Annotated in this window: 15 protein-coding genes and 2 pseudogenes; 8 read left to right on the top strand and 9 right to left on the bottom strand. The window is 66.5% G+C overall.

What is annotated here, in order from left to right; all coding sequences use genetic code 11:
• Window positions 1-157 precede the first annotated feature (157 nt).
• From EL272_RS02510 to EL272_RS02495, 4 genes are all read left to right on the top strand, one after another.
• Window positions 158-406 carry a type II toxin-antitoxin system Phd/YefM family antitoxin gene (locus tag EL272_RS02510; RefSeq protein ID WP_244926134.1) on the top strand — a complete coding sequence of 83 codons (249 nt, stop codon included), beginning with the start codon at window positions 158-160 and terminating at the stop codon, window positions 404-406.
• A 1-nt stretch (window position 407) separates the two neighbouring features.
• Window positions 408-668: a Txe/YoeB family addiction module toxin gene (locus tag EL272_RS02505; protein ID WP_014845635.1), complete on the top strand. Its 261-nt coding sequence runs from the start codon at window positions 408-410 to the stop codon at window positions 666-668.
• Between the two features lie 213 nt (window positions 669-881).
• Window positions 882-1,535, top strand: a complete 654-nt coding sequence (gene msrA, locus EL272_RS02500; protein WP_061788212.1) for a peptide-methionine (S)-S-oxide reductase MsrA — start codon at window positions 882-884, stop codon at window positions 1,533-1,535.
• Window positions 1,536-1,630: 95 nt separating this feature from the next.
• Entirely contained in the window at window positions 1,631-2,614 is a 984-nt protein-coding gene (locus EL272_RS02495) for a hypothetical protein (protein WP_061788211.1), read from the top strand.
• A gap of 215 nt (window positions 2,615-2,829) precedes the next feature.
• On the opposite strand, the gene EL272_RS02490 is transcribed toward EL272_RS02495, so the two are convergent.
• Entirely contained in the window at window positions 2,830-4,056 is a 1,227-nt protein-coding gene (locus EL272_RS02490) for an acetyl-CoA hydrolase/transferase family protein (RefSeq protein ID WP_061788210.1), read from the bottom strand.
• Window positions 4,057-4,063: 7 nt separating this feature from the next.
• Window positions 4,064-4,942 carry a KPN_02809 family neutral zinc metallopeptidase gene (gene ypfJ, locus EL272_RS02485; RefSeq protein WP_061788209.1) on the bottom strand — a complete coding sequence of 293 codons (879 nt, stop codon included), beginning with the start codon at window positions 4,940-4,942 and terminating at the stop codon, window positions 4,064-4,066.
• Between the two features lie 197 nt (window positions 4,943-5,139).
• Between ypfJ and EL272_RS02480 the strand changes: the two genes are divergently transcribed.
• Entirely contained in the window at window positions 5,140-5,811 is a 672-nt protein-coding gene (locus EL272_RS02480; protein WP_244926104.1) for an NUDIX hydrolase, read from the top strand.
• A gap of 32 nt (window positions 5,812-5,843) precedes the next feature.
• On the opposite strand, the gene EL272_RS02475 is transcribed toward EL272_RS02480, so the two are convergent.
• The 3 genes and pseudogenes from EL272_RS02475 to purS form a co-directional block, all read right to left on the bottom strand.
• On the bottom strand, window positions 5,844-6,671 hold the full coding sequence (locus EL272_RS02475; RefSeq protein WP_014845628.1) for a Bax inhibitor-1/YccA family protein: 828 nt from the start codon (window positions 6,669-6,671) through the stop codon (window positions 5,844-5,846).
• Between the two features lie 147 nt (window positions 6,672-6,818).
• Entirely contained in the window at window positions 6,819-7,493 is a 675-nt protein-coding gene (gene purQ / locus EL272_RS02470) for a phosphoribosylformylglycinamidine synthase subunit PurQ (RefSeq protein ID WP_014845627.1), read from the bottom strand.
• Window positions 7,493-7,732, bottom strand: a pseudogene (gene purS / locus EL272_RS02465) (phosphoribosylformylglycinamidine synthase subunit PurS); the annotation flags it as partial. The pseudogene purS and the gene purQ, both read right to left, overlap by 1 nt.
• A 48-nt stretch (window positions 7,733-7,780) precedes the next feature.
• Between purS and EL272_RS02460 the strand changes: the two are divergent.
• The gene (locus EL272_RS02460; protein WP_073970114.1) at window positions 7,781-8,638 is read left to right on the top strand and encodes a DUF2510 domain-containing protein; all 858 of its coding nucleotides are present in this window, start codon (window positions 7,781-7,783) and stop codon (window positions 8,636-8,638) included.
• 8 nt (window positions 8,639-8,646) lie between these two features.
• Here EL272_RS02460 and EL272_RS02455 read toward each other — a convergent pair whose 3' ends face one another.
• The 4 genes and pseudogenes from EL272_RS02455 to EL272_RS02440 all read right to left on the bottom strand — a co-directional run bounded on the left by EL272_RS02455 (window position 8,647) and on the right by EL272_RS02440 (window position 13,127).
• Complete coding sequence (locus EL272_RS02455) at window positions 8,647-9,453, bottom strand: TIGR02452 family protein (protein ID WP_061788208.1); 807 nt, start codon at window positions 9,451-9,453, stop codon at window positions 8,647-8,649.
• 37 nt (window positions 9,454-9,490) lie between these two features.
• Window positions 9,491-10,336: pseudogene (locus tag EL272_RS02450) on the bottom strand (phosphoribosylaminoimidazolesuccinocarboxamide synthase); the annotation flags it as partial.
• Window positions 10,337-10,521: 185 nt separating this feature from the next.
• The gene (locus tag EL272_RS02445; RefSeq protein ID WP_082793908.1) at window positions 10,522-12,420 is read right to left on the bottom strand and encodes an FtsX-like permease family protein; all 1,899 of its coding nucleotides are present in this window, start codon (window positions 12,418-12,420) and stop codon (window positions 10,522-10,524) included.
• Complete coding sequence (locus EL272_RS02440; RefSeq protein WP_061788205.1) at window positions 12,417-13,127, bottom strand: ABC transporter ATP-binding protein; 711 nt, start codon at window positions 13,125-13,127, stop codon at window positions 12,417-12,419. The genes EL272_RS02445 and EL272_RS02440 overlap by 4 nt, the downstream gene beginning before the upstream one ends.
• 192 nt (window positions 13,128-13,319) lie before the next feature.
• Here EL272_RS02440 and EL272_RS02435 point away from each other — a divergent pair, with 192 nt between their 5' ends.
• Window positions 13,320-14,546, top strand: coding sequence for a sensor histidine kinase (locus EL272_RS02435; protein ID WP_061788204.1), 1,227 nt, complete (start codon window positions 13,320-13,322; stop codon window positions 14,544-14,546).
• On the top strand, window positions 14,543-15,202 hold the full coding sequence (locus EL272_RS02430; protein WP_061788203.1) for a response regulator: 660 nt from the start codon (window positions 14,543-14,545) through the stop codon (window positions 15,200-15,202). Before EL272_RS02435 ends, EL272_RS02430 begins: the two co-directional genes overlap by 4 nt.
• Window positions 15,203-15,406 lie beyond the last annotated feature (204 nt).

Genomic DNA, 15,406 nt, shown 5'->3' with positions numbered 1-15,406 from the left:
AATCCAATCCTCAACCGGGCACGACCATCGATGCATCGGCGAAACCCCTGACCGCATCCCCCATCCAGCCATGACGAACCACCCCGAGCCCTCCCCGTCGGGCCGCCCCCCAAGAGGTCTTGTACACTTCCCCGTACAGGAGGTGGCCGTGAAGACCATGTCGTACACCGAGTCCCGGGCCAACTACGCAGCGGTCCTCGACGAGGTCGTGAACAATCGCGAGGAGATCATCATCACCCGGGTGGGACACGAACCCGTCGTGATCGTCTCCCTGGAGGAGTACCAGTCCCTTCGCGAGACCGCCTACCTGTTGCGTTCGCCCGCCAACGCCCAGCGGCTGGCCAGCGCCATGGAACAGCTCGACAGGAACGACGGCATCCCGCACGACCTCCTCGACGACCACTGAGATGCGGATCTGCTGGGCCGACGAAGCGTGGGAGGACTACCTCTGGTGGCAAACCCAGGACCGCCGGACCCTCAAGAGAATCAACTCCCTGATCCGGGACATCGCTCGCAACGGAAATGAGGAACTGGGCAAACCGGAGGCGCTGCGATACCAACTCTCCGGCTACTGGTCCCGGCGTATCACTGAGGAGCATCGGCTGGTCTACCGGATCACCGACACCGAGGTCCAGATTGCCGCATGCCGGTACCACTATGGCCGCTGAGGACCCCTGCCCCAAGGTCAATTCACCCAGTTGCGCAGCACTCAACCCCGATTTGGCCGCCAAATAGCGGGTTGAGTGCGTTACGTGATGCAGAACCGGGAAACTCCGCGTTTGCTTCTCGGTTACCAACGGTGGTTTTCGACACGGGCTGCTCGTTCCTCGCAGCCCGGCTCAACCAGCTTCAAAGAAGACGCGCCTCGTACACTGAATTTCATGGAGATTGACGTCCTCGGGTGGCTCAGCGGCCGCCGGAACCCCCAGCTCGTGACCGCCGACGACGCCCTGCCCGGGCGCGACGTCCCGGTTCTGGACCCCATGCCCCGGCACGCCGTGCTCGGCCTGCGACTGGACGAGGTCCCCGAGGGCTGTGAGGTCGCCTATTTCGCGATGGGGTGCTACTGGGGTGAGGAAAGGTTGTTCTGGACCACCGAGGGCGTGGTCAACACCGCCGTCGGGTTCATGGGAGGTATCACCCCGAACCCCACCTATCGCGAGACCTGCACCGGCCGCACCGGGCACACGGAAACGGTTCGGGTAGTCTTCAATCCGTCGCGCATCGGCTACGAGGGTTTGTTGAGGATCTTCTGGGAGAATCACGACCCGACCCAGGGTTTCCGGCAGGGCAACGACATCGGCACCCAGTACCGGTCCGCGATCTTCCCGGTCGACGCCACCCAGCACGAGGCCGCCGTCACCTCTCGTGACGCCTTCCAGGTCCGCATGACCGAGGCCGGATTCGGTGAAATAACCACCGAGATCACCAACGGCGCCACTTTCTACTACGCGGAAGAAGAGCACCAGCAGTACCTCCACAAGAATCCGGAAGGGTACTGCCCGAACCACGCCACCGGAGTCAATTGCGGCTGAAAAGCTGTCCCCGACTTTATCTTTGTCCAAAAGGATGACGTGAATCGGAACTTGGGTACTACGGCCTGAACCACCGCCCAAAGTAAGCTGGATCAGTGAGTCTGCGCCGCGCCATCGCCATCGCGATGGTTGTGCTGCTCGTAGGATGCTCCTTCACCTCGGATCCCGAACCCACCCGGGCCCCCTCCGCCACCACCTCCGACAGCGCCACGCCGGAGCCCGGCGTCACCTCGTCACCGACGGTGGTCTTCCCGGTTCCCATGAGCGTCACCCAGGACCTCATCAAGGGTGGCGCGAAGCAGATCGTGCGGCGGATGATGGAAATCACGAACAACCGTCCCGCGCTGAAGCTCGACGTTTCCACATCCGAGGTGACCCTCACCGTGCTGGAAACAAACCAGAAACCGTTCACCCTGCGCTGGCGCGCCAACCAGATAGCCCCCGCGGAATCCGACATCCAGTACCTCGGACAGACCACCTTCCGCCCCACCGATTATCCACTCGGAAACATCAGCGAGTTGTTCGACATCGCCACTCGAATGGGGGCCACCGGCACGGAGAAGGTCCTGCAGGTTGTTGAGCAGCGCTCCGGCGAGGTCTATCTCACCGTCACCACCACCCCCGAGACGAAAACAGTGTTTTTCGAGAAGGACGGCACCGCGGTGCGCAACCTCGGTTACACGTCCGTGGCGGACCTGACCGACGGCCTGGCGGCCGTCATCGCTGGAAGCCGCGCCGCCACACAGATCGGGTTCGGTCCCAACACCGGTTATTGGATCGACCTGCCTGCGAACAACGGCATCACCGAACGACGCATCCGCTCCGCCGCCCTGCCCGTGTACACGACCAGACTCAAGGAGACGTCCTCCCTCACCCCATTCGACCCGATCCAGCTCAACGCACTGGTGCTGGCGCGTTCGATCCAGAAATTCAACCACGGCTCCAAAGCGGAGTGCAGGATCGAGGTGGACAACCGCTACAGGCGCAAAACACCGATCATCCGCTACGACTGCAGCGGCAGAGTGCACTTCACGGACCCCGACGGCACCGAATACTCCGAGGACCAACTGAAACAGTGAAGGTCCCAGGACCCGGCCCGACCAGCACACGAACGCCTTTCCCCGAATCCGGTTTAGACGGGCCGCGACGAAAGAGCAGCCCTAGTCGGAACCACCCCGGACAAAATCACCACGGTTTCGACACGGCCAGCTCGCAGAGCGATCAGACCGGCTCAACCAGCTTCAGAACGGGGGTTCGACACGACCGGTTCAGCCAACCATGGGGACGGGTTACCTCAGCCGAGCAGCCCCATACGCTCGGCCTCGGTGCGCAGCGACTCGCGGGCCTCCGGTCTGGCCGCCTCGATCAGGCCCAGCGCCTGGTCGCGCTGGGAGGCCCCGAAGACGCGGGCGGTGTTTTGTTCCGTGACCACCCAGGACGGTTGCAGCGACGTCGTGGGCTCCGTCAGCTTGGGAACGATGGTGGAGCGGTTGGCCTTCGGATGCCACGACTTCAACGCGATGATCGCCTGCCCGCCCGGGGATTGCAGGGCCCCGACGATGAAATCGGCCTGCCCTCCGGTGCCGGAGATGATGCGGTCGTTGACGCGGGTGGCGTTGACGGCCCCGAACAGGTCGACCTGCAGCGCGGTGTTGATGCTGGTCACCGCCGGTTGCTTGGCGATGTTCCCGGGGCTGTTCGTGGTTTCGCAGCGCAGCAGCCGCAGCTGCGGGTTGTCGTCGGCCCAGGCGTAGAGCTCCTCGGAACCGTAGGCGAAGGTCGCGGTGATGGGGTGGGTCTCGTCGAGGGCACCGGAACGCAGCAGCCCGAAGAAACCATCGGCCATCAGCTCGGTCCACACCCTGAGGCCGCGGCTGTTCTGCAGCGCCTGCATCACCGCCTCCGGCAGCGCACCGATTCCGAGTTGGAGCGTGGCACCGTCGGGCACCATCGCCGCGAGTCTCTCCCCGACCGCCGCGGATTCGTCGTCGATCCTGACCTCGGGCGCCACCGGCACCGGTTCGGCGATCTCGACGGCCAGGTCGATGTCGTCAACCGACAACACCCCGTCGCCGTGAATGAACGGCAGGTTCTCGTTGATCTGCGCCACCAGGATCGCGCCGCGCTGTTTCGCGGCGTCGATGGCGCCTGGCAGCACCTGCACCTCGATGCCGAGGCTGACCTTCCCGTCGACGACCCGCGAGGTCTGCACCGCGACGACATCCGGGGGCAGCGAGCCACGGAACAGCTGGGGGGTGGTGGACAACCGCGCCGGGTAGTAGTCGACGCGGGGATTCCCGCGCAACCCGGAACCGACAAAAGTGGTTTCGATCCGGACCCCCTCACGGTCCGGCAGCCTGCCGAGCCCGTTGACGATGAACAACCGGTACTCGGGGACGGCCTCGTCCAGCAATCCGAGCAGGGCACGTGGGGTGCCGAAGCTGCCCTGGGTGACGATGCGGGGGTTTCCGGGCAGCTCGGGCAGAGCAGCGGCAAGCTGCTCGGGGGCGACTATTCTCAATTCAGCCTCACAGGTCCTGGGTGTCGAAGGTGTTGCAGGAGGAAGGATTACCGGACTCGAACCCGATGCTCAACCAGCGCTGCCGCTGCTCGGAGCTGCCGTGGGTCCACGACTCGGGGTTGACGAACCCGCCCTGCTGTTTCTGGATGTGGTCGTCGCCGACGGAGCGAGCCGCGTCCGCGATGCGCAGCAGGTCGTCCTTGCTGACCGCCCTGATCGGCGAGTTCGAGTCCTTCATGACCTGGTTGAACACCACCCCGGCGTAGCAGTCGGCCTGGAGTTCGAGCCGCACCTGCGACGAATCAGCTCCGGTGCCGCGCCTTACCTTGCGCATGGTTCCGTCCAGGTTCTGGACGTGATGCCCGAACTCGTGGGCGACGATGTAGAGTTCGGCCGCGTCACCTCCCGAGGCACCCAGTTGTTTGAGGAGCTGACCGACGTAGGAGTCGTCGATGTAGACGGTGGAGTCCCCGGAACAGTAGAACGGCCCCATCTCGGTCTGCCCCACCCCGCAGGCGGTGCTGATGGTTCCGGAGAACAGTTTCACCGTGGCGTATTCGTAGTTCGGCGTCGTCTTCGACCAGTAGTCCTGGATGACCTTCTCGTAGAGCAGCCATCGACACTCGCGGTTGGTGTTGACGTTGACGCCCTTCTGTTTGCAGTGTTCGAGGTCGCTGCCCTGCGCCGCCGGCCGGGTGTCCTGCCCCGAACCGGAACCAAGCAGATCGGAGACGTTGATGCCCAGACGCGGACCGACGAACACGACCAGCAGCATCAGCACCAACCCGCCGATGCCACCGCCCAGGGCCATCCGCCCGCCGCCCCCGCCGCCCGAGGCCCGCTGGGTGTGCGAACCGGAAAGGTCCACGCTGTCGCGATAGTCCATGTGCAACCTCCTCCTGACCGGTTCAGCCTATCCGGACCGGCGCCTGTCCGAGGACGAACCGGGACCGGCAACACGACTTCTGCCCACCGAACCGCTGGTTTGATCGCGCAAAAACCCGATGTGATACATCATCGGGGCGGTCTTTGTCCCCTTGTCCAAACGGGCGGAAGGACCCGCCGGGCCAATAGGATGCCAAAGTGCGTCTGATTGGTCTGTTCACCGACGACCCCGTGATCGAGCTGGTACTCGGACACGGGGAACATCCCGATGCCGCCCTGTACCGGGCCGGTTGGATCGCCGGACGGCCCTTGAGAGCGGAATGTCGTGACGGTGACGTCATGGTCACCCTGGAGGTTCGCCCCGTCTCACCCGCTGACACCCCACCCGTCGACAGGATGGTGGTCTACGAGGAGCCGGGGACCGATGAGGTGCCTCTGATTCGCCAACGGGTCGGGGCCTACGGCATCGTGCTGTCGGAGCGGGGCCTGCTGGGCACGGTTATGTCTCGGCTCACCGGGGCACCCGGGGCCTGGAACCTGCCGGGCGGCGGTCTCGACGCCGGCGAGGAACCGACGGCGGGCCTGCTGCGCGAGGTCCACGAGGAGACGGGCCAGCAGGTCGTCCCCGGGCGGCTGCTGACCCTTCAGTCGGATCACTGGATCGGCCGCGCCCCGAACGGCGGCCTGGAGGACTATCACGCCCTGCGCATCATCTACTCCGCGACATGTGAAAAACCCAGCCGCCCCCGTGTCCACGACCTGGGAGGGTCGACGGCGCGGGCCGACTGGGTTCCGGTGAAGTCCTGGCGCAGGATCCCCTGGACCCGAGCGGCTCGGCAGGTGCTGAGCCAGCACCTGCCGAGCCGCTGATCACCGGGTCCCGGAGCAGCCCGCTTACCAGGTCAATCCCTGAAGTAGGACAGGATTCGCAGGATCTCGATGTAGAGCCACACCATGGTGACGGTGATGGCGAAGGCCGCCCGCCACGACTCCTGGGCCGGGGCCTGGGATGCGATGCCGCGCTCGACGTAGTCGAAGTCCATCACCAGGTTGAACACGGCCAGGCACACGGCCAGGATCGAGACACCGATCGCCAGCAGGCCGGCGTTGCTGCCCACGGCCCGCAGCCCGGTGTTGATCCCGAACATGGCGAGCACGAAGTTCACCAGGAAGACGCCCGCGAGGGCCATGGTCCCGATGGTCACCATCTTGCGGAACTTGGCGGTGACGCGGATGTTGAAGAACTTGTAGACGGCCAGGGTGGCGGCCGCCGTCACGAAGGTGGCCAGCACAGCGGAAACGACGATGCCGGGCCACGCCACCTCGAAGTACTTCGAGATGCCGCCGATGAACAGACCCTCGAGTGCGGAGTAGACCAGGACACCGGCCACCGGTACCTTGTGCCGGGTCACGACGAGCAGGGAAACTACGAAAGCGCCGAGCCCACCGACGATCATCGCCGGGAACACGAGGCTGAGCGGCAGCAGCGTGAACGTCGCCGCAGCGGCCGCGAACACCACGAGCAGGGTGATGGAGGTCTTGGCCAGGACGTCGTCCATGGTCATGACCCCCGCGGTGGTCTGCGGTTGGGGCTGCATGTACCCGGGCTGCTGCTGGTAGCCATAGCCCTGTTGCTGGTAGCCGTAGCCCTGCTGCTGGTAGCCGTACGGCTGCTGATAGGCAGACGGCTGGTTGAAAGCCGAACTGCGGCTGAATACGGGATTCGCCATGTTGGGGTTCCTTCAGAATCGCGATGACTTTTGTCTTCAAGTGTATGTGGTCCCACCGACGAGGACGCGGGCAAAACCGCTTCGTGCGATCGAGACGATCACGGCGCCACCGGTCGGGGCCGCTTCACAGGGGCCCGGCGAGGACGCTCAGGCGCGGGCGGTGAGAAATTGGATCAGCGACTCGAAGAACCTGCGACCATCCAGCGACGCCCCGGTCAGCGCCTCGACGTTGTGCTCGGGATGGGGCATCAAGCCGACGACGTTACCGTGCTCATTGGTGATGCCGGCGATGTCGTTGGCCGACCCGTTGGGGTTGTCGAGGTAGCGGAAAACCACCTGGGCGTTGTCCTCGAGGCGTTTCAGGGTCTCGGGGGCGGCCTGGTAGTTTCCCTCGCCGTTTTTCAGGGTGATTACGATTTCCTGGCCCTTGGTGAAACCACAGGTCCATGTGGTGTCGATGGATTCGACGCGGAGCCTCTCGTCGCGGCAGATGAAGTGCTGGTCGACGTTGCGGATCATGGCTCCGTCTAGAAGGTGGGCCTCGCAGAGCAGCTGGAACCCGTTGCAGATCCCCAGCACGGGCAGCCCCTTTTTCGCGGCGTCGATGACGGTGTCCATCACTGGGCTGAACCGCGCGATGGCCCCGCAGCGCAGGTAGTCGCCGTAGGAGAAACCACCCGGGAGGATGATGGCATCCACGCCGTCGATGGAATCCGATCCGTGCCACAGCGGAACGGCCTCGGCCCCGCACAGCTTCACGGCGCGCAGCGCGTCATGGTCGTCGAGGGACCCCGGGAAAGTGACAACACCGATGCGGGGCATCAACCGGCCACCACTTCGTAGGCCTCTATGACGGTGTTGGCGAGCAGTTTCTCCGCGGCCTGGGAAACCCGTTCCAGAACCTCGGGGGTGATCTCGCCGTCCACCTCCACCTCAAAACGTTTGCCTTGGCGGACGGTCATTCCATCGAACCCGATGCGTTTGAGGGCACCGGTGACCGCCTTGCCCTGCGGATCGAGGATCTCGGGTTTGGGCATGACGTTGACGACGACGCGTGGCATGCCAGCACCTTATCGGGCCAGACCCGTCTTGTCCTACAATTTCATGTTATGTCGCAGCCCGGTTGGTATCCGGATCCCAAGGATCCCGAAGACCAAATGCGTTACTGGGACGGCAAGGCGTGGAAGGGCGCCCCCGAGCCCCGGCGACCCGCGACGACGCCGGGTTCCCCCGGCCGGAAGGGCGGCTGGGTGATGTGGGTCGTGCTGGCGGTGGGGGTCGTCGCGGTTGCGCTGCTGGCGTGGAGCGTGCTCGGCCGGGGCCTCCAACCGACCACCCCCACGGACACCGTGTCCACCGAACCGACGGGCAGCGCTTGGAACGAGAAGGCACCGGATTCGCCTTCCCCGTCCCCGACGGCACCAGATCCCAGCGCTGGACAACAGGTGCCCTGCCCGCAGGTCGACATCAGGACGGTGCCCTCGGCGGACGCCTCCCGGTTGACGGCCGCCGGTCTCAGCGTCCCCGCCCCGTCGGGCGGAACCAACGCCACGGCCATCTCCCGGCTGCTGACCGACGCCACCGCCCGCACCTACCAGTACCCGGGTTCCACCTGGGCGTCCTTCCTGTCCATCGGCAGAGCCCCCGCATCCGAAGGGTTCACCGATCCGGCCACCACGGCCAGGCGGGTCATCGAATGCCACCTGACCGGCAACAGGTTCGGGGGTTACGAATCCCACGAGGTGCTGGTCTCGGAGGCCGTCACGGTGGATGGCAGGCAGGGACACCGGGTGCGGATTCACTCCGTCAATTCCCGTGCGCCGGGCGGCGGGGCGGTTTTCGACGCCGTCGCCCTGGATGTCGGCAACCCAGCTGGGCTGTCCGTCTACTGGGGTGGGGCGGTGGACGCCGACGCCGACGCCAGATCCATGCTCGACCAGGCCAAGGAAAACCTGCGGATCGCCTGAAAACCGAGTCAGGTGAAGGCGGCGCGGAAGGGTTCGAACACGCGTTGTTCCCTCGTCCGGTCGAGGATGGCGAAGACCGCCAGGTCGAAGGCCCCGGCGAAGGGACCGGCCAACAGGTCGCGGAAAGTGGCGGCGACGAAACCGGGATCGTTGCGGAAAACCCCACAGCCCCAGGCGCCGAGCACCAGATTCCGGTGGCCGTGGTCGTGTGCGACGACCAGCACCCGGCGGGCGCGTTCACTCAGCGCATCCTCGAGCCGCGCCGTCTCCCCCGGGGTGCGCCACTTCGCCACTCCCGCGTTGGGCGCCGGGGCGGTGATGATGGCGGTCAGCCACGGCACATCGATGAGGGAGTCGTCCCCGCCCCGGAACACCGGCACAGCGGGCGAGTAGATCATCGCGTGACTGTAGGCCCGGTCGTGGTCGCGGTTGATGCGGTACATGTCGCGGCCACGGATACAGGCGTAGAGGGCGCTGTCGCGGGCGAGGGCCTCCTCCTGCGCCTGCGCACCCAGCAGGAAACCCCCGCCCGGGTGTGTGGCCGATGCGAAGTTCAGGACCACCGGATCGGCCGTCCGTATCCGGTGGGCGGCCTCGAAAGTACCCATCTGCTGCACCTTGACGTGCACTCTCCCGGGTTTCGGCTCCGGGTTCGGGAGTTCGGCGTCGGGGGCGTACTCCACGGTCCCTGCTACGGCTCGTTCGATCTGTTCGCGCAGCTCGACGCGTTCACCGCGGCCGTTGAGGTAGAAGCCGCGGTCGATGATCTCGACGGTCTCGCGGGCCAGCGCCGCGAGATGGTCCCGGTGCACCATTCAGTGATCATACGGCAGGAATCTCCCGGAACGACCGCCCGGTCAGGCGTTCGTAGGCCTCGACGTAGCGGGCACGGGTGGCCTCGACCACCTCGGCGGGCAGCTCTGGTGGGGTCGTCTCACGGTCCCAGCCGGACTGCTCGGCCAGCCAGTCGCGGACGTACTGCTTGTCGAAGCTGGGCAGCGACTCCCCCGGCCTCCACAGTTCCGCGTCCCAGAACCGCGACGAGTCGGGGGTCAGCACCTCGTCGGCCAGGACGAGGGTTCCGTCGTCGCGGCGCCCGAACTCGAACTTGGTGTCGGCCAGGATGATGCCCCGCCGGGCGGCGATCCGCTCGGCCCGTGCGTACACCTCGAGGGTGAGGTCGCGCAGCCGGGCGGCCAGCTCGTCGCCGTGGAGGCGGGCGATCGTGGCGAGGTCGACGTTCTCGTCGTGCTCCCCCAGCTCGGCCTTGATGGCGGGAGTGAAGATCGGGGCCGGGAGCTTGTCGCCGTCACGCAGCCCGTCGGGCAGCGGCACCCCGCACACCGTCCGTGACCGCTGGTACTCGGCCCAGCCGGATCCGGTGAGATAGCCGCGCGCCACGCATTCGACCGGCACCATGTCGAGTTTTTCGACGACAACGGAGCGGCCCCTGACCGCGTCGGGAACGTCCACGGAGACGACGTGGTCGGGCACCAGGTCGCGCAGCCGTTCGAACCACCACAGCGACAGTTGCGTGAGCACGGCCCCCTTGCCGGGGATGGGGGTGGGCAGGACGTGGTCGAAGGCGGAGATGTTGTCGGTGGCCACCATCAGCACGTCACCGTCGGGCAGCGCGTACATCTCGCGCACCTTCCCGGCGTGGATGAGGGGCAGACCAAGCGATTCGAACTGGCTCACGACGTCAGCCTAGAGGCTCCGCTGCCGGACGGCGGGAAACGCCTGCCTTGCAGTCGTGTGCTTGCGCTGTAGCGCAGGCACACGACCACAGGACAAGCGTTTCCGGCTGGAAGACAGGCGAACGGCAAGAGGGCAGGCAAACGATGGGAAGACAAGCGTTTCCGGCGGGAGGGCAGGGCCACCCGTCAGGCCCGTCCCGGATCGTCTCCTGCCGCCAGGAACGCACCGAGAGCGTTTCCTGCGATCAGAAAGGCACTCATGAAACCGAAGGCACCGAGGGTCTGCGGCAGCACGTCGATGATCGCGGGTCCGACCAGGGATGCGTCGCCGAGCGCGTATCGCGCGCCGAGCCCCAGCAGCGTCCCGAGGATCAGGATCGCCGAGGTGACCAGCAGGATCACCGCCTCCACCGCGACCACTCCCATCACTCCCCCACGACCGACACCGAGCGAGCGCAGGGTGGAGTACTCGCGGCGACGTCCGAGGTTCGACGCGATGGCCATCTGGGTCATGCCGACCAGGCTCATCAGATAGATGGTCCCGAACAGGCCGATGTTCGAATTGGCGGTGGCGACGTGCCGGGCCTCCAGGCGTCGTCGCACGTAACCGGGCACGTCCGTGACGGATCCCGCCACCGAGTTCTCATCGAGTTTCCCGGCGAGCTCCCCGGTGTCGCTGGTTCCGTTCACGAAGACCGTCGGCGGCCCGGCGCGGCCGCCGGTCATTGCCGCGAGCTGCGTCCAGTCGAGGAAGAGACCGTCGTTGACGGGGTCGCGGACGACCGCCACCACTCTCAGGGTGACCGGCTTCCCGGCCGCGTCGTCGAGGGTGTAGGTGTCACCGACCTCGTCGCCCTTCTCACCGGAGACGATGGACTTGCCCCCGGCCTGCGAGAGATCCCCGGAGACCACCTGTTGGCTCCACAGCTCCGCGTACGCCACCGGGTCGACGAAGTTCAGGCGTTTCAGTTCGAGATTCCCGGCGGGATCGGTCACGGTCCGCATCGCGGAGGTGTGCCGCGCGATGGTGGATGCGCTGCCGCCGATGAGATCCACCGCCCGGTCCGCGCTCGCCGCATCCGGCACGGACACCACGGCCGTCGCGGTGAGCAGCTCGCCGTACGCCCCGAACGTCCGATGCTCGTCAACCGCGTTTCCGATGTGGAAACCACCGAGCAGCCCGACCGCGAGGATGAACGGCATCGCGACACCGACGTAACGGCGGCGGTCCTTGGAGGCCCGCCCGGCCGCCAGCATGGCGGGACCGGACATGATGGGCGCCAGCACCCTCCCGGCCAGCCAGGTGACCGCGGGCACGAGGAAGGGAGCCAGGGCCAGCAGGGGCACGACCGCGATCACCGGCACCAGGATCGCCAGACCCGCATCGCTGTCCGGACCGATCAGCGCCACGGCGCACACGCACGCTACGGCCACGACCAGCCGTCCCGCGACCTGCAGGGGCCGCATTCGCCCGGACAGCGGATCGGCGCTGCCGATCAGATCCCCCCGGGTGGCACTCCTCGCGGCCAGCAGGCCGGCCGTGGCGGAGGTGAGAACCAGGACCGCCGTCACCATCACGATCGGAAGCACCTGCACGGAGGTATCGAGCCCGACCCTGCTGAACATCCCGACCGTCTTCAGCATCTCGAAGAAGGGCGAGGCGAGCGCGCCTCCCAGCAGTGCCGACGGCGCGGAGGCCACCAGGGCGAGCGTCGTGCATTCCAGGAAGGCCATGACGCAGACGTGCCACCGGCCGGCCCCGGCCAGGCGCAGCATCGCCAGTTCCCGCTGCCGGAGCGAGACGACCTGCTTCACGGCCGAGAACACCAGGAAACCGGAGATGACGATGGCCAGTCCGCACATCGCCGTCAGCAGCCAGCCGGCCAGCTGCGCGGTTTTCGTCACCTGCTCGCGGGCCAGGCCGTCGGCGAAGACCCGTCCGGGATCGCCGAAAGCTGCAGCGACGGTCGTCTCGGCGCCCGTGACCACTGCCGTGGCGGCGATGGTGAAGGCACATCCGGCGTACAACCCCAGGTGGCGCACCACCAGCCGCGTCGACAGGTGGATCATCTCTAGGGCCCTCATGGGCGCGCCTCCAGATCGGTGAGCCTGGCGGCGATGTCGCGGGCCCCGAGACCGCTGCGGTCGTCCACGATCACGCCGTCGTACAGGAAGAGCACTCGCGATGCCGCGGCGGCGACGGTCGGGTCGTGGGTGACGACCACGACGGTGCTCCCGAGCGCCGGGAGCGCGGCGAAATGTTCCAGCACCTCCCGCCGTGATGCGCTGTCCAGGGCCCCCGTCGGCTCATCGGCGAAGACCACCCTGCGTTCCGCGGCCAGCGCCCGCGCGATGGCGACCCGCTGGCGCTGGCCGCCGGACAGCTCGGCCGGGTACCGGTTCTCCAGGCCTGACAGGCCCACCAGCGCGAGCATCTCCCGGGCCCGCGGCTCCGTCACCTCGGCTCCGCCGAACAGCGACGGCAACCGCACGTTCTGGACGGCGGTCAGGGCGTCGATCAGGTTGTAGTCCTGGAAGATGAAACCGAAGGAGGTCCTCCTGAGCGCATCAAGTCTTCTGCGCCCGAGCCCCGTGATGTCGACGCCGTCGAGGAGCACCTTCCCGGATGTGGCGCGGAGCATGCCCGACAGGCAGTGGAGCAGCGTGGTCTTCCCGGACCCGGACGGCCCCATGATCGCGGTGACGGAGGCCTCGTCGAAGGCCACGGAGACCCCGTCCAGCACCAGATTGTTCCCCCCGAATCTTTTCGACAAATCCACTGTTTTCAGCAAGGGATGATCCTTCCGGACAGTTCGCAATGATCGGGAAAGCGGCGCCAGCCGTCGGTACGGAGTCACGGCACGGACCCCGCGGACCGGAACCCGCCTCCCGTATCGCTGTATTAAGTGATTAATACACTAGCACGCTAGTACGACCGCAAGACAGGCGCTCCCGTTTTTCGCGAAGCATTTACCATCACTTCCATGGCTTCACGCACACTGCCCGAGAATTGGCTGAGGCAGGACCTGATCGTCACCGCCGCGGCCGTGGCGGGGGGATGCCTGATGGCCTGGCTGACCTTCGTCCTGGGCTCGACGACCTTCGCCACGCCCCTTGAGACCCAGCTGATCGGTTGTCTGCTGCTCCCTCTTCCCCTGATCTGGCGGCGAAGCCACCCGCTGGCCTCCGGGATTGCCGTCACCGCGCTCTACATCGTCCTGCCCAACACCACCGGGATGGATCTCTTCGCATCCCAGGTCACGCTCTTCCTGTCTTTCTACTCGATCGGGGCGTGGTCGGCCCGACGCGGGGCGGCGCTGGCCACCCGGACCGTCATCAGCATCGTCATGGGGCTGAACGTCTGCCTGAGCATTCTGGTCAACCTGGGGTCGGCAAAACTGAACGTGCAGTTCGCCTCCGCCACCGTCCTGGCAGCGCTGTTCACCTTCCACCTGGTGTTCAACCTCTCCTTCTTCGCGGGCGCCTGGGTCTTCGGCGACCGGGCCTGGCAGCAGGCCCTGGAACGACAAGAGCTGGTCGAGGCCAACAGGAACGTCAAGGCGCTGCAGGCCGAGTTGATCACCCGCGCCATCGAGGAAGAAAGACTTCGGATCGCCCGCGAGCTGCACGACGTCGTCGCCCATCACGTCACCACCATGTCGGTGCAGGCCGCGGCCGCCCGACGCCTGTTGGGCAGGGACCCGGAACACACCGAGAAGTCACTGAAGCAGATCGAGGCCAGCGCACGACAGGCGGTGAACGACCTGCGCTCGATGGTGTTCACCCTGCGGGAGACCGACGCGACGGAGGAGGGCCTGCCAACAGTGCAGGACATACCGGGCCTGGTGGAGTCCGCGCGACTGGCGGAGGCACGCGTCAGCTACGAGACGATCGGGGAACTACCCAACCTCAGCCCCGCGGTGGAACTAACCCTCTACCGGGTGGCCCAGGAGGCCCTCACCAACGCCGCCAAGCACGCCGGCCCGACAGCCAGCGTCGCCGTTCGCCTGCGCTCCCGGAAGGATTCCGTGGAATTGGAGGTCTCGGACGACGGCTTCGGGATGCGACGCAACATCCCGGGCACCGGCACCGGACTGACCGGGATGCGGGAACGGGTGACAGCCCTCGGGGGCAGCCTCGATGCCGGTTCGAAACCCCGGGGTGGTTTTCGGGTGCGAGCCGAGATCCCGACGGCGGGAGCGACCGCATGATCCGGGTCCTGCTGGTCGACGACCAGCCCCTCATCCGCACCGGCTTCAAGACCATTCTGGAGACCGAACCCGGCATCGAGGTGGTGGGCGAGGCGAGCGACGGCACACGGGGCGTCGAACTGGCCCTCGAACTGCGCCCCGACGTGGTCTGCATGGATGTGCAGATGCCCCGGATGAACGGGATCGAGGCGACCCGCGAACTCACGTCCCGGGGGTGCGGCTCGGCCGTGCTGATCCTGACCACCTTCGACCGCGACGACTTCCTGTTCGAGACCCTCCAGGCGGGCGCGTCGGGGTTCCTGCTGAAAACCGCGGAGGCCGAGAAACTCATCGAGGCCGTGCAGACCCTGGGACGCGGCGAGGGGTTGCTGTCGCCGCAGGTCACCCGTCGGGTCATCGAACGCTTCACCGCGCCCCGGCAGGAGCCCCACTGCCCCGGCGGGGCCGCGGCAGGGGTGTTGACGGAACGCGAACACGACACCCTGCTGCACCTGGCACGCGGCCTCAGCAACGCCGAGATTGCGGCCGAAATGTTCGTCAGCCCCGAAACCGTCAAGACCCACGTGTCCAACATCCTCACCAAACTGGGTTTGCGCGACCGCATCAACGCAGTCATCTGGGCCTACGAGAACGGTCTCGTGCCCCGCTCGAGCTGACCCGCGCTCACCAGCGAGCGGGTCGAGTCGAAACCAGGCCACGACCGAGCCAGGGGAACGCTTGTCTTGTGGTCGTCCGCTTGCGCTGTAGCGCAGGCATACGACCACAAGACAAGCGTCCCGTCAGGAGGGCAAGCGAACTACGCCATCTCGTATCCCCCGCGTGGGGGAGGACGGATTTCCCCCTGCCGCGGGAAGCGCCGG

It is taken from the genome of Arachnia propionica (assembly GCF_900637725.1).
In the GTDB taxonomy this organism is placed as follows: domain Bacteria; phylum Actinomycetota; class Actinomycetes; order Propionibacteriales; family Propionibacteriaceae; genus Arachnia; species Arachnia propionica.
This window is presented reverse-complemented; position numbering and strand designations above follow the sequence as displayed.